The following is a 22055-nucleotide window of genomic DNA, read 5'->3' on the forward strand; positions in this document are numbered from 1 at the left end:
AGGATGGATTTTGAACGTTTAACGGATCGGGCACATGAGGGAATCGTCTCTGCCCAAGCGATTGCGAAACAACGTCGTCATAGTGAAATCACAGAGTGGCATTTGTTACTTGCCTTACTTGCTCAAGAAGAGGGAATTGCACGGGTCATTTTTGAAAAGTTGAATCAACGGATTGAGACATTGAATGCAGCGATTGACGAAGCGATTGGTAAGCTTCCGGCTCTGTCCCAGGCGACGACGCCACGGATCGGGGGCTCGTTGCTGAACGTGTTGACGGAAGCGGAGACGGAAGCGCGACTCATGCAGGATGACTACGTCTCCGTTGAGCACTTATTATTAGCCCTGATCAAACAATCAAGTCCAGCAGCTCAATATTTACGTCGTCAAGGCATTACGGAAGAGACACTTCGGGAAGCGATCGTCAGTATGCGGGGCAATCGCAAGGTCACGACGAAAAATCCCGAAGAGACGTTTGATGTGCTGAAAAAATATGGACGCGATCTCGTAGCGGACTTCCGGTCCGGGAAAACGGATCCAGTCATCGGTCGTGACGATGAAATTCGACGTGTCATCCGGATTTTAAGTCGGAAGACTAAAAATAATCCCGTCTTAATCGGAGAACCTGGTGTCGGGAAAACGGCAATCGTTGAAGGACTCGCGCAACGGATCGTCCGAGGAGATGTACCCGAGAGTCTCAAAAACAAGCAGTTGTTCAGTTTGGACATGAGTGCGCTCGTCGCTGGTGCAAAATACCGTGGTGAGTTCGAAGAGCGCCTGCAGGCGGTCTTGAATGAAGTCAAGGAAGCCGAAGGACAGATTCTCTTATTCATCGATGAGCTGCATACGATCGTTGGTGCCGGAAAGACGGACGGCGCAATGGATGCCGGAAACATGCTCAAGCCGATGCTTGCGCGAGGAGAATTGCACTGTATCGGTGCGACGACGCTTGACGAGTACCGGAAGTATATCGAAAAGGACCCAGCGCTCGAACGTCGCTTCCAACAAGTCCTCGTCGCGGAACCGGATGTCGAGGATACGATTTCTATTCTGCGTGGATTAAAGGAACGGTTCGAGATTCACCACGGTGTGCGGATTCATGACAATGCACTCGTCGCGGCGGCGATGTTATCCGATCGGTATATTACGGATCGGTTCATGCCAGATAAAGCGATTGATCTCGTCGATGAAGCATGTGCGATGATTCGGACGGATATGGAGTCGATGCCGGCTGAACTCGATTCCCTCGTCCGCCGGGTCATGCAGCTCGAGATCGAGGAAGCAGCATTAAAGAAAGAGACGGATGAAGCATCCCGGAAACGACTTGCCGTCTTACAGCAAGAACTCAGTTCTGCCCGAGAAGATGAGAGTGCGCTTCGGACAAGATGGGAACGGGAAAAAGAGAGTTCGCAAAGTGTCCAACAGTTACGCGCGGATCTTGAGAAAGCGAAACTGGCGTTACAAGAAGCCGAGGGGCGCTATGACTTAAACCGGGCATCAGAAATCAAGTACGGTCAAATTCCAGACCTTGAAGCGCGTCTGAAAGTCGCGGAAGAATCATCTGAACACGTCTCCCACGAACTGGTTCGGGAAGCGGTGACGGAAGAAGAGATCTCCGACATCGTCTCGAAATGGACCGGCATTCCAGTGACGCGGCTTGCGCAGGGCGAACGGGAAAAGCTACTCTATCTCGAGGATACGCTTCATGAGCGTGTCTTCGGTCAAGACGAAGCGGTTCGTCTCGTCGCGGATGCTGTCATTCGAGCGCGAGCAGGTATCAAGGATCCGAATCGTCCGATCGGCTCGTTCTTGTTCCTCGGTCCGACAGGAGTCGGGAAGACAGAACTTGCAAAAGCCTTGGCGGCAGCGATGTTTGATAGTGAAGATCATATCGTCCGCATCGATATGTCGGAGTATATGGAAAAACACAATGTCTCCCGTCTCGTCGGTGCGCCTCCAGGATACGTTGGTTATGAAGAAGGCGGTCAATTGACGGAAGCCGTCCGACGGAGCCCGTATTCGGTTCTTCTATTCGATGAGATCGAAAAAGCGCACGGAGATGTCTTCAATATCTTGCTTCAGTTGCTCGACGATGGTCGGTTAACAGATGCGCAAGGACGTGTCGTCGACTTCAAGAACACGATCGTCATCATGACATCAAACATCGGTGCGCCCATCTTGCTTGAAGCAGCAAAAGATGGTGTCATCGATGCGGCGGAAGAAGAAGCCGTTCGCCAAGAACTGAAGCGTCACTTCCGACCGGAATTTTTAAACCGGATTGATGATACGATTTTGTTCCATCCACTCCACCGGACAGAGATCGAACGAATCATCGACAAAGCGGTCGAGAAGATGACTTCTCGCTTGTCTGGACGCGGCATTACGATTAATGTCACGGATGCTGCGAAGACGCTGATCTTTGAAGAAGCATTCGAACCGCAATACGGTGCGCGTCCAATCAACCGTTATATGCAACGGACGATTGAGACGAAGCTTGCCCGAGCTTTGATCAGTGGGGCGATTCAAGATGGTTCCCAGATTGCGATCGATGTAGCAGACGGTGAACTAGTCGTAAACGGATAAAGCAGATGCTAGAAAAAGGAGTCGACTCGGCTGAAACGAGTCGACTCCTTTTAGCGTTTACGGAAGAACCATATCCGCATCCACCAGATGCGTGATAAGCTAGAAAAAAAGAGAAAGAGGGAACGCCATGAATGTTACACAAGCCCAACTCGAGGAGTTGATTGAGGAGTGTCGTCCGTATACAGTGCTTGGACAAGTCGCAAGTTACATCCCAGAGCTTGCGAAAGTTGATCCGACCCAACTTGGTATCGCTGTCTGTAATGCCGACGGGACGTTCGTTTCGGCAGGTGATGCGGACACGATGTTTACATTACAGAGTGTGTCGAAGATCATTACACTGGCATTCGTCCTCGAGACATTCGGAGAAGATTATGTCTTTTCGAAAGTTGGGATGGAACCGACGGGTGATGCGTTCAATTCGATTGCGAAACTTGAAGAGACGATTCCGACAAAACCGCTCAATCCAATGATTAATGCAGGAGCACTAGCAGTGACCAGCATGTTGCCGGGAACGGATGCTGCGGATAAATTACTGCAATTGCGTCAATTCATCGCAAAACTATTGGATATTAAAGTAGAAATGGTAAAATATGACGCAGATGTCGCTGAATCAGAATTCGAAACGACAGATTTGAACCGAGCGTTGCTCTACTTCATGCGCTATCACGGCGTCATCGAAGGCAACGTCGAAGAGATCATCGACGTCTACACGAAACAATGTGCGATTTTGACGAACTGTAAAGGACTTGCCATGATGGGGAAAATTTTAAGTACATCTGGAAAAACGCCATCCGGGCGTCAAGTCATCTCGCGACGTAACGCACGAATCATCCGGGCCATCATGACGACATGTGGCATGTATGATGCATCTGGAGAATTTTCTGTCCAAGTCGGACTTCCTGGAAAAAGTGGTGTTTCCGGTGCGGTCGTTGCCTGTGGTAGAAGTGATTTCGATATGGCTGATCTCGGAATCGGTGTGTTTGGTCCTTCCCTTGACGCGAAAGGCAATTCGATTGCCGGAACAAAGATGCTTGAACTACTTGTTCAACGTCACCCGTGAGCGATCTCAACTTGATCGAGTGCGTTACGCAGTTCATCCTCTAAGCGTTTGATCTGATGCAAGCGCTCTGCTTGATAAGCAGTCGGAACCTCGAATGACCGCCATCTTTCCAGTCGCTGATACGTGTCATTGATATGTCCGAGTTGCGTCTGGGTAGTTTTTAGACGATCGACAGCGGACTTCGGTTGATTCGTATAGGGACGCAAGTACTCGACCGTATAGCGGTACGCTTTCGTCGCAAGCCGCAACTCATGCATCCGTTCGATACGTTTTGGACCATCCTTTCGTTGTACTTTTTCAAATTGTTCACGTTTTTTCTCATAGCGTTTCTCCGCGGCATGAATCAGTTCTTTTTCTGACATCCGCTTGAGGCGTTTTGTCATCGGACTCGCTAAAAATCGACGGACGGATCGATCTAGTTCATTTGAGATCAAGAGATGCATCGTCTCAATCAAGGTCGAACGTTTTCCTTGGAGTTGTAAGGCGACATGGTTTGCGAACAATTGGTCGATTTCTGTTTTTTTCGAAGTCGCTTCGAGCTGTACGTCGAGATCGCGCACTTCACCGAAGGCGTGCATCAGACGCTTCCAAATCAAATAGACGGGTTCTTCCGTCAACTCGACCAATCGAGCGAACGTGATCAGTTTCCGCAAGCGAATCCGGGCTTGATGGATATCTTCCGGATTTTCAAACGTTTGTGATTCTTTGGCATAATGATTGAAGGTAGACCAGGTCTCGAGTAGTTCAAAAGTTAGCTTTTCAGTATCTCGATGGTTCATGAGATGAATCCCTCCTTGGATTGATTTCGTAAGAGTTCAAGAATGATGCGTTTTAAAATTAAGGAGGACTCCTCCTGAAATGTGGTGGAAACATGTTAGAAACAGTTACGTTCTCAGGAAAGATGAAACAATTCATGAAAATCTTCTTTCCAATTCTCGTAACGCAAGTCGCGTTTTATTTAATCAGTTTTTTTGATACGGTCATGGCCGGTCGATATGGCTCTGCTGATTTAGCAGGAGTCGGTGTCGGAGCGAGTCTATGGGCACCTGTTTACACAGGATTGACCGGTATTCTACTTGCCGTCGCGCCGCTCGTTTCCCAAGCGATGGGAGCGAAACGCGAGCGGGAAGTCAAACGGATCGTCATGCAGGCGTTGTACGTCGCTGTCGTGATCATCGGTTTGACAGTCGTCATCGGACTTCTCGCTGTCAATCCGATTCTCGAGCGGATGGAGTTATCGGTAGAAGCGCGCGAAGTCGCGCGGAACTATCTCGTGATGCTAGCGCTCGGCATCGTGCCGATGTTCGTTTTCTTCGTCTTACGAACACTCATCGATTCATTAGGAAAATCGAACATTACGATGGTCTTACTACTAATCTCTTTACCCATTAACGTCCTTTTCAATTATCTATTCATTTTCGGAAACTTCGGTTTTCCGGAACTCGGTGGTGTCGGTGCGGGAGTTGCGACTGCCATCACGTACTGGATTCTTTGTCTAGCAATCATCGCTGTCGTCATGAAAGGAGAGCTGTTCCAGCGTCTTGGTGTTCTCCGACGTTTTTACCGTCCGGACATGAAGCGGATCAAGGAATTGATTCTACTCGGTGCGCCGATCGGTCTCGCGATCTTTTCAGAAGTCAGTATTTTTTCAGCCGTCACCTTGTTGCTTGGAGCATATGGCGACGTCATCATCGGTGCCTATCAGGCTGCCATCAACTTCGCCTCGTTCGTCTATATGATTCCGTTGTCCGCTGCGTCCGCATTGACAATCACAGTCGGTTTCGAGGTCGGTGCTAAACGGATCAAGGATGCGGTTCAGTATGTTGGCATCGGGTTGACGATGTGTGTTGCGGTTTCCGTGTTTTCCGGTATCCTGTTGTACTTAAAGAATGAAGAACTCGCAGCGTTATATAGTCGAGACCCAAAAGTCATCGAAGCAGCTGCACACTTTATGATTCTCGCGATTTTCTTCCAATTGTCAGATGCCGTCGCTGCACCAACGCAAGGTGCACTACGTGGGTTCAAGGACGTCAACGTCACCTTCTTATTGACGATCGTAGCCTACTGGGTCATTGGACTACCATTAGGTTTTTATCTTGAACGCTACACAGCACTTGGACCAGATGGATACTGGTGGGGATTGATCATCGGTCTTGCGGTCGGAGCGACACTATTGCTTGTTCGTCTTATGTACTTAATCCGTAAATCAAGGAGGCTGGCATCTTGAAATTCTCAAAACAACGGCTCATGACGATTGCGAAGATCATCTTGCCGATCGTCTTGATCGGATTCATTTTTTATCAAGGACAAAATGAATTACGCAGTTTGTCTCTAAAGGAATCGATTCAAGCGATCCGCCAAGTACCATCTTGGCAGTTCATCCTGTTGATTCTCGCAGGTCTCGTGGCAGTCTCGACAATGTTCTTTTATGACTTCTTTTTGTTGCGCTCGCTAGAAGCAAAAGCACCAGTCGGATTGATTTTCCGAGCGTCCTGGATTGCGAACTCCTTTAATGGCATCATCGGTTTCGGAGGTCTCGCAGGGGTGGCCATCCGGTCCGCCCTGTATCGACCATTCGTTGAAGGCGGACGCCTGTTGAAAGCGATCGGTTGGATGGCGCCGACATTGATTAGCGGTTTGTCAATCTTATCGACATTATCCCTCTTGCACGTCTTCCCAGCGTTTGAAGTGCTTGAAATGAAGAAATGGTTATGGCCTGTCATCATCGGTGTTGCCTTATTCTTCCCGCTCTATCTATTGTTCTCGTTTCGACGTGGGAACAGCAGCATTCATCCGAAATCGATTGCCTTATACTCCGTTGTATCGTTTGCGGAGTGGTTTAGTGCCGGTGTCGTCGTCTATCTCATTTTGGCAGCACTCGGAACAGACGTCAGTTTTGCAAAAGTGATCGGTGTCTTCATCATCGCTGCGACAGCCGGTTTGATTTCGATGGTACCCGGCGGATTCGGTTCATTCGACTTAGTCTTTTTGATCGGTATGCAGCGTGCCGGAGTCGAGGAAGGCATCGTCTTGACGGGATTATTGATTTATCGTCTCGTTTATTACTTGATTCCCTTCTTAATCGGTGTCGTCTTCTCGGCTCGAGAGTTTAGTGGTCCAGTCGTCAAGATGATCGAAGATAAACCCATTGTTGGTCCGTCGGTTGAGGTCGGGGGTGTCATTTGGCGCTTGCAATTGCGATTCCTCAGTAAAATTCGTCACTTCACCTTAGCGTTGATTACGCTTTTCGCGGGTATCACGATCTGGGGGCTAGCGATTTTGCCACCAGTCTCGACACAATATGAATATCTGGAATCTAAATTGCCCCATGAAGCGTTGTTGCTCGCAAACAGTTTCTTTTTGATGGGCGGACTATTATTTGTCCTCTTATCGACGGCGCTCTATCGTCGAACGAAGCGTTCCTTGTATATGATGTATGGCGCATCGTTCTTCGCGCTGGTCGGGATGGCACTTCGTGGATTTAACTTGATTTCCTTCCTTGCCGTCGTCGTCGTCCTCGGATTGTTACTGATGTCTCGTAACGCGTTTCATCGGGAACGGACACTGATTACGACGTCGCGTTTCATCCGGGTTGCGTTCGTTGGTCTGTTGTACATTGGCGGGTTCGTCTTTTTCGGATACGCTTTTTATACACTCGGGTCGGCAGACGGAACAGAAGTGTATCCGTCGCATGAGATTTTCATGTTTGCCGCGAGCTCATCCATCTTTGCGCTCGTTTATGGATTAGTTTTCATACGCTTGTTTAACACCTTTAATCAACCGGTGCTCGGGGAGCAGTTCGATGCTGAAAAAATCGAAACGGTATTACGTGAACAGGGTGGCAATTATTTGAGCCATTTGGCGTTTCTCGGAGATAAGCGCTTCTTCTTTTCCGAAACAGATCGTTCGTTCATTCAGTTTAGTCAGACTGGCAACCGGATCATGGTACTCGGTGATCCAAGTGGAGATCCAAAGGAGCATTCACAAGTCATCGCCTCCTTCCTGCGCCGTGTCGAAGATCTCGGATACATTCCGAACATCTATCAGATTCAAGCGCAAAACATGTCGCTGTATCATGATTTCGGCTTCAACTTCTTCAAACTCGGTGAAGAAGCGATCGTCGATATTCCGTCTTTCACCGTATCAGGAAAAAAACGAGCTGGACTTCGCTCGATTAAAAATCGCTTTGAACGAGAAGGTATGACGTTTGAAGTGATCGAGCCACCTTTTTCGGATACATTGTTAGCAGAACTGCAAGAGGTCTCGGATGAATGGTTAGGTGGGAAGTCTGAAAAAGGCTTCTCACTCGGTTACTTCCACAAACCTTACTTAAATCGAGCACCAATCGGCATCATGCGTGAAGCGGAAGGACGGTTGATCGGATTCATGACGTTCATGCCTGCTTACCAAGAGGGAGTCCTATCGATTGACTTGATGCGTTTTCGACCGGACGGACCGAACGGGATCATGGATGCGATGTTCATTCGGCTATTCGAATATGCGAAAGAAGAAGGCTACCGGACATTCAACATGGGAATGGCACCACTCTCATCCGTCGGCGAGGATGAAACGTCCTTCTGGCAAGAACGTGTGGCGGCAGATGTCTTCAATAATATTCGTTACATGTATAGTTTCACGGGTCTACGACGATACAAAGAAAAATACGATCCAAAATGGGAAGGGCGCTACCTTGCTTACCGAAAGCGGCAATCGTTACCGATAGCAATCTTAAAAGCGACGCGTCTGATTTCTCGAAAGAAAGACCGAATTTTATTACCCTGATCGACTGACGCATGAAGATGGCAGTAGACGGGTATACAAAGGGCGACCCTTTGTCTAAGGACAAACGGGATCGCCCTTTTGCAATTTCAGTTCAAATGTATAAAGGTCTATACAACTAGAAATAATCACGTTATACTAAATACGAAAGCAAGTCATGGAACGGATAAAGAAAGGGTGATGCCAGATGACAGTGATCATCAATGCCCGGATTTACACGGGAGAGCAGACGATTGAAGACGGGTTCATTCGCTTTGACCGAACAATCGAGGCGATTGGAACAATGTCGGAATTTGAGGAAATCGCAGGAGAAGAGACGATCGATGCGCACCATCAATCACTCATTCCTGGAATGATCGATGTGCATATTCATGGAGGATATGATGTCGATGTCATGGATGGAGATGCCGAGAGGTTGCATCATTTCAGCCGACAGATGTTACAAGAAGGCGTGACGTCCTTCTTAGCGACGACGATCACCCAAGATTGGGCAGACATCACACGAGCGCTCGAGACGGTGCGAACAGTCGTTGAGCAAGACGATACGACGATCGTCGGTGTTCACCTCGAAGGACCGTTCATCAACCCAGATTATGCTGGTGCGCAACCGCGCGAATATATCGTTGAACCCGATGTCGAACAGTTCCTGAAATGGCAGGAAGCGTCTGGCAATACGATCAAAATCGTGACCTATGCCCCAGAACGCCCGGGAGCGCGTGCATTCGAGGAGGCAGTGCGATTAACGGGTGCGATTCCGTCTGCCGGCCATACGGATGCGACGTATACCCAAAACCAAGCTGGTCATGTCACCCATGGTACTCATCTCTACAATCAAATGCGTGCGCTGCATCACCGGGAACCGGGAACAGTCGGGTACTGTCTCCTGACGCCGGAAGTCTATGCCGAGATCATTCCGGACGGAATTCATAGTGCACCGGAAATGGTGGACTTCGCCTACCGGATAAAGGGTGCAGATCGATTGATCGTCATCACGGATGCGATGCGCGCCAAAGGACTCGCAGAAGGTGAATACGAGTTAGGGGGACAAGCTGTATTCGTTCGAGACGGTGCGGCACGCCTTGAGAACGGTAGTTTAGCCGGAAGTATTTTGACGATGGACGCCGCTTTACGAAACATCATCGCCTATACAGGTTGTACGCTCGAAGAAGCGGTTCGTATGACATCGGTCAATGCGGCAAAAGAGCTTCAGTTGACACAAAAGGGAAGTCTCTCGATCGGTAAGGATGCGGATATTGTGTTGCTCGACGAGGGATTACACATTCAAGAAACGATTCATCGTGGTACGCGATACCGGATCACGAACGGAAAGGAGTCTACCTCATGAAATGGATGATTGTAGAAAAAGGAGAAGAATTAGCGCATGTGGCGTATCAATTTTTGAAACAGGAAATTGAGCGTCATCCGGAAGGATTAACAGTAGGGCTTGCGACGGGCAGTTCACCAGTCGGTGTGTATGAAGAATGGCGGAAGGACTCGCTTGACTGCAGACATGTGACGACGGTCAATCTAGATGAATATGTCGGTCTCAGCCCAGAACATCCACAAAGCTACCATACGTTCATGCAAGAACACTTGTTTAATGACGTACGTTTCAAGGAGTCTTTCGTACCAATCGGGAATACAGAAGATCCGGTTAAAGAAAGTGAACGATACGAGGCGCTCGTGCGCAAGCGAGGAATCGATATCCAATTGCTCGGAATCGGAGCGAATGGACACATCGCCTTCAATGAACCGGGTACGCCGTTCGATGCGAAGACACACGTGACGGAATTAACGGAATCGACGCGAGAAGCGAATCAACGTTTCTTTGATCGATTGGAGGAAGTGCCGACGAAAGCGATCACGATGGGAATCGGTACGATCATGGAAGCAAAAAAAATCCTTCTCGTTGCTTCAAGCGAACGAAAGGCAGAAGCCGTCCGCGATATGATGGAAGGGGTCGCGACAACGGATTGTCCGGCGACCGTACTCAAACGCCATGCCGATGTCATGGTGATCCTCGACGAAGAGGCCGCCTCTTTATTGTCAGATGACGCTAAACGTACAGGGCGGGCTGCTTATTTGAATTTCATGAAAGCATGATGGAGAAACACGAATGAATTACAAGGTACAGAGCCACCCCATCAATTGGCTTTGTACCTTTTTTGTAGTTCTTGAAAGAAGGGAATAAAGCCCGGTCTCATGCGATTTTATATTTTAAGGCGAGATAGGTAAGGAAATCACGAAAGACGACATGCTGGTAGCATTCATGCTAATCAGGCAAAGTGCTACGATACCGGAATTATTTTAGATGCAACTATTCTGTGCGGTTTCTTTAATCGAAACGTAAATTGACATTTCATTAAATGTCCGGATAATGGAGATTAGCGAACTTTACGGAAAATTTACATGAAAATGAGGGTTTACATGATGGAAACGCGATCCGCACGAAAGAGACAGCCAAGTGCTGGCAAGATGTTCATGAAAGTCGTCGCTGCACTCGTCCTGCTCGTCACAATCATCGGTTCTGGTTATGCTGGAGCTGTTTTTATCAAAACGCAAGAAACATTGGCAAAGACGCAGATTAAGATTCCCGGCTCAAAAGTGAGCTCTAAATATGATGATGTTCCGTCTGAATCATTCTTGATTCTCGGAACGGATGAAACGAAAAAAAGCAAGGAACGTCATGAACCAGCTCGTTCAGACGTCATGATCGTCGGAATTTTGAACAAAAAGACAGAGCAATTAGTGTTGACGAGTATCCCACGTGATTCACTCGTGAACATCGATTATTCGAAGTATGATATCCCTTACGGCAAGACAGGTGTTGAGCAAGATAAGATCACACATGCCCTTTACTTCGGTTCGATGGATAAATCGAATTCCTACAACGGCATTAAATTAGCACGTGAAACGACAGAAAACCTACTCGGGATTCAAATCGATCACGTCATCAAAGTTAATTTCCAAGGATTCGTTCAATTGATTGATGCATTAGATGGTGTAGATATCGATGTACGGTATGCGTTTAAAGAACAAGATTCAAAACGTAAAGCGGGTACCATCACCGTTGATAAAGGAAAGCAACATTTGACGGGGGAACAGGCACTGGCCTATGTCCGGAACCGTCATGATGATCCGCTCGGTGATATCGGTCGCGGACAAAAACAGATGCAAGTCATTCAAGCGGTCGCAAAAGAAGCGGCAAGTTTCCGTTCGCTCAGTGCATACCGTGATATTTTGGATGCCGTGGGTGATAATGTTGAAACAAACTTAGGACCGAATGATTACACACGCTTAGCAGATTTCACTGCAGCACTCCGTGACACAACGGAGTATCAGCTCGCTGGAGAAGGCTATATCGGCATTAGCGGGAAATGGGAATACCACCTCGATCCGAATCAACTGGAACAAGTGAAGAGCAACTTAGCGAAAGCGATGCAAGGTCAAGAAGTCAAGCCGATCGCAGATGAAACGGATGCTGTACAAGATACGACAGAACAAGCACCAGAGACAGAAACGATCCCTGCGCAGTAATCTATACACGAAAACCCCTCGAATCACCGTCACAGCATGGCGATTCGAGGGGTTTTTCAGCGTTGGCGTTCCATTTCGACAGTGAAGGTATATCGGTCTCCTCGGTAAGCAGAGATGACGTATTCAAACGGTTGTTCCGTCGCGAGATACGTCAGTTGCTCGACGGATAAGACAGGCGAAGCGGTCGACAAGCCAAGGTGACTCGCTTCTTCCTTTGTCGCGAGACGTGATTCAAACGTTTGACTCGCACGTCCGAGGTTTAATCCACTCGCTTCAGCAAATGCATAGAGTGATGCGGTCGCGACGTCTTGATCGAGTCCAGGCAGGAGTTGCTCTGGGATGTAGACGGTCTCAAGAGCAAGAGCTTGCTCATCAGCAATACGTAAACGTTTCAATTCATATACAGATGCGCCTTCGCGAATCCGGAGCTTATTTGCGATTGTCATCGACGCGTCGATGATTTGATAGGAGAGGAGCGCACTCGTCGGTTCTAGTCCAAGATGTTCCATCTCTTCCGAGAAACTCGTCAAACCGGAAAGTTGCATGACGATTTTTTTATTCGCGACGAATGTTCCTCGTCCTTTTTGACGAATCAAGTAACCAGCGTTGACTAAGTTTGAAATGGCTTGACGAACCGTCATTCGGCTAATTTGGTGGGCCTCGGCGAATTCGCGCTCGGACGGAATCAAGTCTCCAGGTTGAAGGACGCCGCTTTCGATTTGTTGTTTTAAGGCAGATTCAATTTGATAGTAAATGGGGAGTGGTGAATTTTTATTGATGTGCTGAATCACGGCATTTCGTCCTTTCGCGATCGGTAGTCTTTCGTCTAGTGTACTAGGAAAAAGGCAAGCCGACAAACGGTTCTGGATGAAATATGGCATAATACAGAGTGAAACTGACAGAGAAAGGTGGTCGAGGCATGCGCCCCGAACAAATAGAATCCGATGTCCGAACCTTTCAGACATCCCTTCGTGCGACAAAACAAGTAGACGGCTATTGGGTTGCTTTAGAGAAAAGTTACTTTTATCCGGAGAGCGGTGGACAGCCAGCAGATCGTGGAACATTGAACAACCAACCTGTCCTTGACGTTCAAATCGAAGACGGTGTCGTCTGGCATCAACTGGCGAATCCGCTCACAGGAGACGTCACCGGTATCATAGATGATGCAGTCCGAATTGATCATGCGGCGCAACATACGGCACAACACGTGATCTCTGCGATCTTACACGATGAGTCGAACATCAAAACGCTTAGTTTTCGGACGGGAAGTGAGGTTTCGACGCTTGATATCGAGACACCTGAATGGACAACTATTCAACAAGAACAGCTGGATCGACGATTACGACATGTGATTGAACAAGGATTACCGATCACGGCGACTGAATATGACGAGGAGGAAGCCCTACGTCTACCATTACGAAAAACACCACAAGTCGAAGGACGAATTCGTGTCGTTCAAATCGGCACACTTGATTATAGTGCCTGTGGTGGGACGCATCTCGATTCGACGGCACAGCTCGAGTTGATTCTCTTTACTGGGGTCGAACGGATTCGTGGGAACATTCGTCTATCCTATGTCGCAAAGGAACGGGCATACCAACTCATTCAGTCAGAACGACGAGTCTTACGGGAAGCGGCGCAAGCTTTGTCAGTCAAGCCGGTTCAAATGCTAGAAGCCGTTCAAGCGTTACAAGAAGAACAGAAACGCTTAACGAAACAGGTCGAACACGCCCAGGAACAACTTGCAACATTCACGCTCACTCAAGCTTTAGAACAACAAGAAGGCATTCTGGTATTTGAACATCTGAATGAAGAAATCAAAACGTCCGAGCAACTCGCTAAAGCGATCCAAGAAGCGGGACGCGTCGGCGTCGTCTGGAATGCGACGACAAACAAACTACTGATGAGTAGTCCAGGGGAACCCCATCTTGGGAAGTTCGCTAAAGCGCATGTCCAAGCATTCAATGGACGAGGTGGAGGAAGTGCAGTTCAGGCACAAGCACAATTTACGAATCGGGATGATGCGATGGCATATGTCGATCGATTACGGGAGGAATATCACTCATGACAGTCATTCAAGTACGTACAGCAGAACAACAACAAGCCGTTCGGATGATCCGGGAGCGTGTCTTTGTCGAGGAACAAGGCGTACCACGTCATCTTGAATACGATACACATGATGAAACAGCGATTCATCTGCTTGTCCTCGATGAACAGAGTCGACCGGTTGCAACGGGTCGCACACGTCCATATGACGACCAACGGATGAAGGTGGAACGTGTGGCGACGCTGTCGACAGCCCGAGGAAAAGGATACGGTGGTGAGTTGATGCAGGCGATGGAACGTATCGCGCGACGTGAAGGAAAACAACTGCTGACACTCGGTGCACAAGTCCAAGCCATCCCGTTTTATCAAGGTCTTGGGTATACGATCGTCTCCGATGAATTCGACGATGCGGGCATTCCACACCGGACGATGGAGAAGAAAATGTAAGTTATTTTGAAAGAAATCCTGCAAAAAGGGTTTCTTTTTTTTGTTTTCTATGTATATATATAATTCATAATGAATTTTTATACAGACAAATGAATTAAAAACCAGGAGGGAATTATACATGTCAAAACAAAAATTAATCTTAGCGTACTCTGGGGGACTCGATACATCAGTAGCCATCAAATGGTTGAGCAAGGACTATGATGTCATTGCCTTATGCATGGATGTCGGAGAAGGAAAAGATTTATCCGTCATCAAGGAAAAAGCACTCCTCGTCGGTGCGATCGAATCAATCGTTCTCGATGTCAAAGAAGAATTCGCACAAGACTTTGTCTTGCCAGCACTTCAATATGGCGCCCATTACGAAAATGCCTATCCGTTGATCTCAGCGCTTTCGCGTCCATTGATCGCAGAAAAGCTCGTCGAAGTCGCACATCAGCATGGTGCGACGGCGGTCGCACACGGATGTACCGGAAAAGGGAACGACCAGGTCCGGTTCGAAGTTTCGGTCGCGGCACTTGATCCGTCACTCGAAGTCATCGCACCGGTTCGGGAATGGAAATGGTCACGGGAAGAAGAGATCGCCTACGCGAAAGAAAACAATGTGCCAATCCCGATCAACCTCGACAGCCCATACTCGATCGACATGAACCTTTGGGGACGGAGTAATGAATGTGGCGTCCTAGAAAATCCATGGACAGAACCACCACAAGACGCATATGCGTTGACGGTAGCACCAGAAGACGCTCCGGATCAGGCAGAAGAAGTCATTATCGGCTTTGAAGCAGGTGTTCCAGTTTCTATCAACGGGACGAAGTATCCATTAGCGAAACTGATTACGGAACTGAACATCATCGCTGGAGCACATGGGGTCGGACGGATCGACCACGTCGAGAACCGTCTCGTCGGTATCAAATCGCGGGAAGTCTATGAGTGCCCAGGCGCAACTGTTTTACTCAAAGCGCACGCTGCACTCGAGACTATTACATTGACGAAGGACGTCGCGCATTTCAAACCATTACTCAGCAAACAATATGCAGAAACGATCTACAACGGTCTCTTCCATGCGCCATTGACGAAAGGATTGAAAGCTTTCTTGACGGCGACACAACAGGACGTCACAGGAGAAGTTCGCGTTAAACTGTTCAAAGGAAATGCAACTGTCACAGGTCGTCAGTCGGCTGTCTCGCTTTATGATGAGAAACTTGCGACGTACACGAAAGAAGATGCATTCGATCATGAAGCAGCAAAAGGCTTCATCAAATTACACGGTCTTGCCGTTTCAACGCATGCGAGTGTACATCGTCAGGCGGGTGTAACGAAATGACCAAACTCTGGGGTGGACGTTTTACGGAAAGTGCTTCCGCTCAAGCGGAAGCCTTCGGAGCATCAATCACGTTCGATCAAAAATTAGCAAGCGTTGATTTGAAAGGCAGTCTCGCACATGCACAGATGTTATTTGAACAAGGGATTCTCGCTCAAGATGAGTGGACACAAATCCAGCAAGGATTAAAGCAACTCGAAGCGACGTTAAAGGACCATTCCTACACATTAGCGGACGAAGACATTCATATGAATCTTGAGCGTTTGTTGACGGAACAGATCGGTCCAGTTGCAGGGAAACTGCATACGGCACGGAGCCGAAACGATCAAGTCGCAACCGATTTACATCTATGGATGGAGCAGCATGTCGAAGCGTTGACGACGGCATTACGCGAGCTCCAATCGGTCATTACGGAACAAGCTGAGCAACATATCGAGACGGTTATGCCGGGGTATACGCATTTGCAACGGGCACAACCAATCTCGCTTGCGCATCACTTGCTCGCTTATTTCTGGATGTTCGAACGTGATGTCGAACGGTTGACGGACAATCAAAAACGGATCCGGAAATCACCACTCGGGGCAGGCGCGCTCGCGGGGACCACGTTCCCGATCGACCGTTTCCGTTCTGCCGAGTTGCTCGGTTTTGAGTCGGTCTATCCGAACAGTCTCGATGCTGTCTCCGATCGCGACTTCGTCATTGAATATCTCGGAATCGCCTCGACCGTCATGATGCATCTCTCACGTTTTTGTGAAGAAATCATCATCTGGGCGTCGCAAGAATTCGGCTTCATCGAGTTGTCTGACGCCTTCTCGACAGGTTCGAGCATGATGCCACAAAAGAAAAACCCTGATTTTGCTGAATTGATTCGTGGAAAAACAGGTCGCGTCTACGGCAACCTGATGGGCTTCTTGACGACGATGAAGGCATTACCACTCGCTTACAACAAAGACATGCAAGAGGATAAGGAAGGGGTCTTCGATACAGCAGATACCGTTCTCAAGTCCGTTCAAATCTTCACCGGAATGATTGAATCTGCGACGTTTAAGACCGAAGCGCTCAAGAAGGCGACAATGCAAGACTTCTCGAATGCAACGGAACTCGCTGACTACCTTGTAACGAAAGGCATACCGTTCCGGGAAGCGCATGAAATCGTCGGCAAAGCCGTCCTTTACTGTGTGCAGAACGGTTGTTTCCTGAAGGATTTGAACCTCGAGACGTATCAAACGTTCCATCCTGATATCACAGAAGACGTCTATCCGCTCCTCGATCCGGTTCAAGCAGTAGCACGCCGGACTAGCTACGGCGGGACAGGGTTTGCTGCCGTGTCGGAGCAACTCGAACTCGCGAAACAGCATCTTGCGAATTGACGAATTTTGAAAAAAAACAGTCAAATGACTGGATTTAACAAAAGATGTCTGCTATAACTGTAACTAACAACCGACAGATAGAGGCGCGGATGACATGAGTAGCATCATTCTTGAAGGCAAGCATGCCGAATGATGTGAAAGGGGAAGTCCGCCGAAGTGAACGAGAAGATGCTTCTTCTTGTTTGCTGGTACAACGGTTAAGATCCGTTGTACTGCCGAAACCGATGTTTCGGAGCGCTATCTTACGTAAAAGAACGAATGACTTTGTCTTCGTTTGTCCGATCGTGATAACGACGGGCCGTAGGAACGCTCCTACCGGCCCGTCGTTTTTTTCTGTATCGGGACAAAGGAGATAGGATTGTGACAACTGTACTTAAATTTGGTGGAAGCTCGGTTGCGACTGTCGAACAGATTCAGTCTATTGCGAATTATTTGAAGAGTCGCGCAGCCGAAGGTGAAAAACTCGTCGTCGTCGTTTCGGCGATGGGCAAGATGACAGATTCTTTGATCGCTCAGGCGCAAGCCATCACGGATCGCCCCGAGCGAAGAGAACTCGATCGACTGCTTGCCATCGGAGAAGAACAGACGATTTCATTACTCAGCATCGCCCTCAACTCGCTCGGTGTCAAAGCGTTATCGCAAACAGGCGCTCAAGCAGGAATCAGCACGATGGGCGTGCATACGAAAAGTAAGATCAAACAGATCGATGGAGATCTGTTACGACAAAAACTCGAAACGTACGATGTCGTCATCGTCGCCGGATTCCAAGGTGTCAACGAACTCGGTGATGTCACGACACTCGGACGGGGTGGGTCGGATACAACGGCAGTTGCCCTTGCGGCAGTCCTTGATAAACGGTGCGAAATCTATACCGATGTCGACGGTGTCTATACAGCTGATCCGCGAATCCATGCCGCCGCTCAACCGATTCCACATATCTCGTATGATGAGATGATGGAAATGAGCGCCCTCGGGTCGAAGGTCATGGAAATGCGAAGTGTCGAACTAGGAAAAAAATACGGCGTACACATCTTCGTCGGGAAAACACTTGAATCGAAAAGGGGAACATGGATCATGGAAGCGACGGAAACAATGGAACAAAAAGCGGTGACGAGTGTCAGTGTGACGAAGAACGTCTTGACGGTATCAATCAAACACGTACCGCAAACGAATGCAGCAGTAGCCGATATCTTCGAACTCTTATCGAACCGTCACGTCAATATCGACATGATCAGTCAAACGACGTTCGACAGTGACATCTTCTTATCGTTCTCTTGTCCACTCGACGAGGAAGAGTTCCTCGACGAAGCATTGAAAGATATCATGGATCGCTTCACGACAGTCAAGGTCGACCGCCACGATCAGCACGCGAAGTTATCTGTCGTCGGAATCGGGATGCGGGATGCAACAGGTGTTGCTTCGAAATTGTTCGCAATCTTCCGAGCGGAGAATATCCCGTTCTATCAAGTCACGACATCAGAAATCAGCATCTCGTACACGATTGCACAAGCAGACATTGAACGGACGGTTGCAGCGATTGCAAACGCGTTCGAGTTATAAGGAGGAAAACAGCATGTATCATGTAGCCGTCATCGGAGCAACCGGCGCCGTCGGTCAAAAAATGTTACAAGTACTCGCAGAACTGGACTTCCCGGTCAGCCGCCTGTCCGCTTACGCTTCTGCTCGTTCAGCAGGGAACACGGTGCAGTTCAAGGGAGAAGATATTACGATCCAAGCGCTGACGCCAAACATCACGGAAGACGGGATCGATGTCGCGTTGTTCGCAGCAGGCGGAACGATCAGTGAGCAATATGCCCCATTACTAGCTGAAAACGGAACACTCGTCGTTGATAATTCAAGTGCCTTCCGGATGCAGGAGACGATTCCACTCGTCGTGCCAGAAGTCAATCCGCAAGCGATTCAAGCGACAGACCGCTTGATCGCAAATCCGAACTGTTCGACGATTCAATCCGTCGTCGCTTTAGCACCGCTCCAGTCACTGGGATTCGAACGGATCAACTATACGACGTATCAGGCCGTATCCGGTTCCGGTCAAAAAGGAATCGAGGATCTGGCACGCGGGGCACGCGGAGAAGAGCCCGTCAATTATCCGCATCCGATTCACGATAACATCTTGCCGCATATCGATGTGTTCCTTGAGAACGGCTATACGAAAGAAGAGCAGAAGATGATTGATGAAACACGGAAAATCTTCAATCTTCCAGCATTACCAGTCAGTGCGACATGTGTACGGGTTCCAGTCACGAATTCTCACTCGGTTGCAATCAACGTCACGTTTACACAACCGACGACGGTCGAAGCGATCCGTGAAGCACTGGAAGGCGCACCGGGCGTCGTCCTCATCGATGATGTCGCAAATACGCGTTATCCGATGCCACTTGACGCAAGCGGGACGGACGACGTCTACGTCGGTCGGATTCGACAAGATGATAGTCTCGCGAACACGTTCCATCTCTGGTGTGTAGCCGACAACATTCGAAAAGGTGCCGCGTCAAACGCCGTACAAGTCGCACGCCAAGCAATCGAACAGTCGATTCATTCATAAAAAAGGAGGAGTTCTTCATGTTCAAAGGAGCAGGTACAGCGCTCGTCACACCATTTAATGAAGCAGGCGAGTTGGATCTACACGTATTCGAACGCTTGATCGAGCAACAACTCGCAGCAGGGATTCAGGCACTTGTCGTCGGAGGGACGACAGGAGAAGGTTCGACACTGACAAACACGGAATTTGAACAACTATTGACGACTGCCGTTCAAGTCACAGCAGGACGAGTACCCGTCATTGCCGGAACGGGTTCGAACAACACGGCAGTAACAATCGAGAAGACGTTACTCGCAGAACGCCTTGGTGCGGATGCAGCGATGCTCGTCACACCGTACTACAATAAAACATCACAAGCCGGTCTCGTCGCGCACTTCACGGCGGTCGCTGATGCAACCGAATTACCGATCATGCTGTACAACGTTCCGTCGCGGACAGGCGTTGCGATCGCAGTCGAAACCGCAGTGACGTTAGCACGTCATCCACGCATCCAAGCGTTTAAGGAAGCGAGTGGAGACGTCAGCTTCATGGGCGAACTGATGGCGGCGATTCCGGAAGACTTCGCGGTCTTCTGTGGAAATGATGATCAAATCCTGCCGTACATGGCGTGGGGCGCACAAGGCGTCATCTCAGTTCTTTCGAATCCGTATCCGGCAGAGACACAAGCACTTGCTGAGGCGTTACTCGCGCAAGATCTCGTCACGGCACGCAGGATTCAGGCAGACTTGTTACCGGTCATCGGTGCCTTGTTCAGTGATGTCAATCCGATTCCAGTTAAAGCATCGCTTGAAGAACTCGGCTTTGCTGTCGGTGCGCCGCGCTTGCCGCTCGTGCGTCAATCGGAAGCGGGACACGCCCACTTACTCGAAACGATGCGGGCTTACAAAGGAGTGGTTCGATGAAACTCGCGTTACACGGTTATGGGGCGACAGGACAATACGTCGTCGAACTCGCACCACAAAGTGTCGTTGCGATCGTTGACCGGACGAAGTCATCCGATACGATCGCTTCATATGCCGAGCTAACAGAGATGGCAGAGACGGTCGATGCAATCATCGACTTCTCGCATCCGAGTTTGTTACCGGATCTACTCGCATACGGGCTGGCGACAAAGACGCCACTCGTTATCGCGACGACTGGTTTTTCTGAAGCGGAGCTTGCGTCCATCAAGAACGCTGCAAAAGAAATTCCGATCTTCCAGTCGTATAACATGTCGTATGGTATCGCAATGGTGCAGCAACTACTGAAGACACTGGTGCCACTGGCAGGGGCGTATGACATCGAATTGCTTGAGAAACATCATAATCAAAAAGTCGATGCTCCAAGTGGGACGGCCGAGTTGTTACTGCAAACGATTCAGACGGCACGTGACGTCACACCTGTGTATGACCGGTCACAGACGCGGCAAAAGCGGGAGACGAACGAGATCGGGATGCATGCGATGCGCGGTGGAACGATCTTCGGAGAACACGAAGTCTTATTCGCAGGTGTCGACGAGTTGATTGAAATCAAACATACAGCGCTATCGAAAAAAGTATTTGCTTCTGGTGCGATCAAAGCAGCTGAAGCACTCATTCAAAAAACAGCGGGACTCTATACGTTGGAGACGCTCTACACACAGGAGGATTCACATGTTACTCACTGATGCTTACGAAATTGCTAAATTCATTAAAGATGCAAAAAAACAAACACCGGTAAAACTTTATGTCAACGGCGATTTGGCGGGCTTGACGATCGAAGGTGCTACAGCGTTCGGATCAGATGAATCAAAAATTTTCTTCGCAGATGCAGGACTTGCGGCTACTTTCTTAGAAAAGTATTCAGATCGCATCACGGATGTTCATGTGGAGTATGACCGTCGCAACAGTGCGGTACCTATGCTTGATACACGTCATTTGAATGCGCGAATCGAACCAGGTTCATGGATTCGTGATCATGTCGTCATTGGTGACAACGCGGTCGTTATGATGGGTGCGATCATCAATATCGGTGCATCGATCGGAGATGGTACAATGATTGATATGAACGCTGTCGTCGGTGCACGTGGGACGATCGGGAAAAACGTTCATGTTGGCGCAGGTGCCGTGGTCGCGGGTGTCCTCGAACCACCTTCAAAAACACCTGTCATCATTGAAGACGGTGTCTTGATTGGTGCGAATGCAGTCATTCTCGAAGGCGTCAAAGTCGGTAAAGATGCCGTCGTCGCTGCCGGTAGTGTCGTCACAGAAGACGTACCTGCTGGAAGCGTCGTTGCCGGAACACCTGCACGTGTCATCAAACAGAAAGATGCGAAAACAGAAGAGAAGACGCAATTGGTGGATGATTTACGTTCACTCTGATTGACGTCGAAGA

Annotated in this window: 18 protein-coding genes and 1 riboswitch; of the genes, 16 read left to right on the forward strand and 2 right to left on the reverse strand. The window is 48.9% G+C overall.

Annotation, left to right across the window (positions count from 1 at the left end; translation table 11 throughout):
* Nucleotides 1–3: 3 nt before the first annotated feature.
* Together clpB and glsA are read left to right on the forward strand one after the other, a co-directional pair.
* The gene (gene clpB, locus ACY2IG_RS02745; RefSeq protein ID WP_214856370.1) at nt 4–2580 is read left to right on the forward strand and encodes an ATP-dependent chaperone ClpB; all 2577 of its coding nucleotides are present in this window, start codon (nt 4–6) and stop codon (nt 2578–2580) included.
* 127 nt (nt 2581–2707) lie between these two features.
* A complete protein-coding gene (gene glsA / locus ACY2IG_RS02750; protein ID WP_035412330.1) occupies nt 2708–3640 on the forward strand; it encodes a glutaminase A in 933 nt (310 codons plus the stop codon).
* On the opposite strand, the gene ACY2IG_RS02755 is transcribed toward glsA, so the two are convergent.
* A complete protein-coding gene (locus ACY2IG_RS02755; protein ID WP_035412333.1) occupies nt 3631–4419 on the reverse strand; it encodes a CHAD domain-containing protein in 789 nt (262 codons plus the stop codon). The two genes, glsA and ACY2IG_RS02755, sit on opposite strands and share 10 nt — an antisense overlap.
* Nucleotides 4420–4511: 92 nt before the next feature.
* Between ACY2IG_RS02755 and ACY2IG_RS02760 the strand changes: the two genes are divergently transcribed.
* From ACY2IG_RS02760 to ACY2IG_RS02780, 5 genes are all read left to right on the forward strand, one after another.
* Nucleotides 4512–5867 carry an MATE family efflux transporter gene (locus tag ACY2IG_RS02760; RefSeq protein ID WP_290754199.1) on the forward strand — a complete coding sequence of 452 codons (1356 nt, stop codon included), beginning with the start codon at nt 4512–4514 and terminating at the stop codon, nt 5865–5867.
* Nucleotides 5864–8422, forward strand: coding sequence for a bifunctional lysylphosphatidylglycerol flippase/synthetase MprF (mprF, locus tag ACY2IG_RS02765; protein WP_462618344.1), 2559 nt, complete (start codon nt 5864–5866; stop codon nt 8420–8422). The genes ACY2IG_RS02760 and mprF overlap by 4 nt, the downstream gene beginning before the upstream one ends.
* 184 nt (nt 8423–8606) lie before the next feature.
* Nucleotides 8607–9764 (forward strand): N-acetylglucosamine-6-phosphate deacetylase, encoded by a 1158-nt coding sequence (nagA, locus tag ACY2IG_RS02770; protein WP_462618345.1) that lies wholly within the window; start codon nt 8607–8609, stop codon nt 9762–9764.
* Nucleotides 9761–10522, forward strand: coding sequence for a glucosamine-6-phosphate deaminase (gene nagB, locus ACY2IG_RS02775; RefSeq protein WP_056063434.1), 762 nt, complete (start codon nt 9761–9763; stop codon nt 10520–10522). The genes nagA and nagB overlap by 4 nt, the downstream gene beginning before the upstream one ends.
* Before the next feature lie 324 nt (nt 10523–10846).
* Nucleotides 10847–11956, forward strand: coding sequence for an LCP family protein (locus ACY2IG_RS02780; RefSeq protein ID WP_308102347.1), 1110 nt, complete (start codon nt 10847–10849; stop codon nt 11954–11956).
* Nucleotides 11957–12012: 56 nt separating this feature from the next.
* Here ACY2IG_RS02780 and phnF read toward each other — a convergent pair whose 3' ends face one another.
* Nucleotides 12013–12747: a phosphonate metabolism transcriptional regulator PhnF gene (gene phnF, locus ACY2IG_RS02785; protein WP_462618346.1), complete on the reverse strand. Its 735-nt coding sequence runs from the start codon at nt 12745–12747 to the stop codon at nt 12013–12015.
* Nucleotides 12748–12875: 128 nt separating this feature from the next.
* Here phnF and ACY2IG_RS02790 point away from each other — a divergent pair, with 128 nt between their 5' ends.
* The 9 genes from ACY2IG_RS02790 to dapD all read left to right on the forward strand — a co-directional run bounded on the left by ACY2IG_RS02790 (nt 12876) and on the right by dapD (nt 22042).
* On the forward strand, nt 12876–14024 hold the full coding sequence (locus tag ACY2IG_RS02790) for an alanyl-tRNA editing protein (protein ID WP_462618347.1): 1149 nt from the start codon (nt 12876–12878) through the stop codon (nt 14022–14024).
* Entirely contained in the window at nt 14021–14449 is a 429-nt protein-coding gene (locus ACY2IG_RS02795; protein ID WP_056063443.1) for a GNAT family N-acetyltransferase, read from the forward strand. The genes ACY2IG_RS02790 and ACY2IG_RS02795 overlap by 4 nt, the downstream gene beginning before the upstream one ends.
* 118 nt (nt 14450–14567) lie before the next feature.
* Nucleotides 14568–15773 (forward strand): argininosuccinate synthase, encoded by a 1206-nt coding sequence (locus ACY2IG_RS02800; RefSeq protein ID WP_290754175.1) that lies wholly within the window; start codon nt 14568–14570, stop codon nt 15771–15773.
* A complete protein-coding gene (gene argH / locus ACY2IG_RS02805) occupies nt 15770–17140 on the forward strand; it encodes an argininosuccinate lyase (protein WP_290788068.1) in 1371 nt (456 codons plus the stop codon). The genes ACY2IG_RS02800 and argH overlap by 4 nt, the downstream gene beginning before the upstream one ends.
* A gap of 70 nt (nt 17141–17210) precedes the next feature.
* Nucleotides 17211–17388, forward strand: a riboswitch (Lysine riboswitch).
* Between the two features lie 112 nt (nt 17389–17500).
* Nucleotides 17501–18700 carry an aspartate kinase gene (locus ACY2IG_RS02810; protein WP_035412361.1) on the forward strand — a complete coding sequence of 400 codons (1200 nt, stop codon included), beginning with the start codon at nt 17501–17503 and terminating at the stop codon, nt 18698–18700.
* 13 nt (nt 18701–18713) lie between these two features.
* Entirely contained in the window at nt 18714–19706 is a 993-nt protein-coding gene (locus tag ACY2IG_RS02815; protein ID WP_056063452.1) for an aspartate-semialdehyde dehydrogenase, read from the forward strand.
* A 17-nt stretch (nt 19707–19723) separates the two neighbouring features.
* Nucleotides 19724–20605, forward strand: coding sequence for a 4-hydroxy-tetrahydrodipicolinate synthase (gene dapA / locus ACY2IG_RS02820; RefSeq protein WP_195865855.1), 882 nt, complete (start codon nt 19724–19726; stop codon nt 20603–20605).
* Nucleotides 20602–21348: a 4-hydroxy-tetrahydrodipicolinate reductase gene (gene dapB, locus ACY2IG_RS02825; RefSeq protein ID WP_308102350.1), complete on the forward strand. Its 747-nt coding sequence runs from the start codon at nt 20602–20604 to the stop codon at nt 21346–21348. Before dapA ends, dapB begins: the two co-directional genes overlap by 4 nt.
* Nucleotides 21335–22042 carry a 2,3,4,5-tetrahydropyridine-2,6-dicarboxylate N-acetyltransferase gene (gene dapD / locus ACY2IG_RS02830; RefSeq protein WP_029340774.1) on the forward strand — a complete coding sequence of 236 codons (708 nt, stop codon included), beginning with the start codon at nt 21335–21337 and terminating at the stop codon, nt 22040–22042. The genes dapB and dapD overlap by 14 nt, the downstream gene beginning before the upstream one ends.
* Nucleotides 22043–22055: the final 13 nt, after the last annotated feature.

The organism is Exiguobacterium sp. EF_C8, assembly GCF_054956715.1.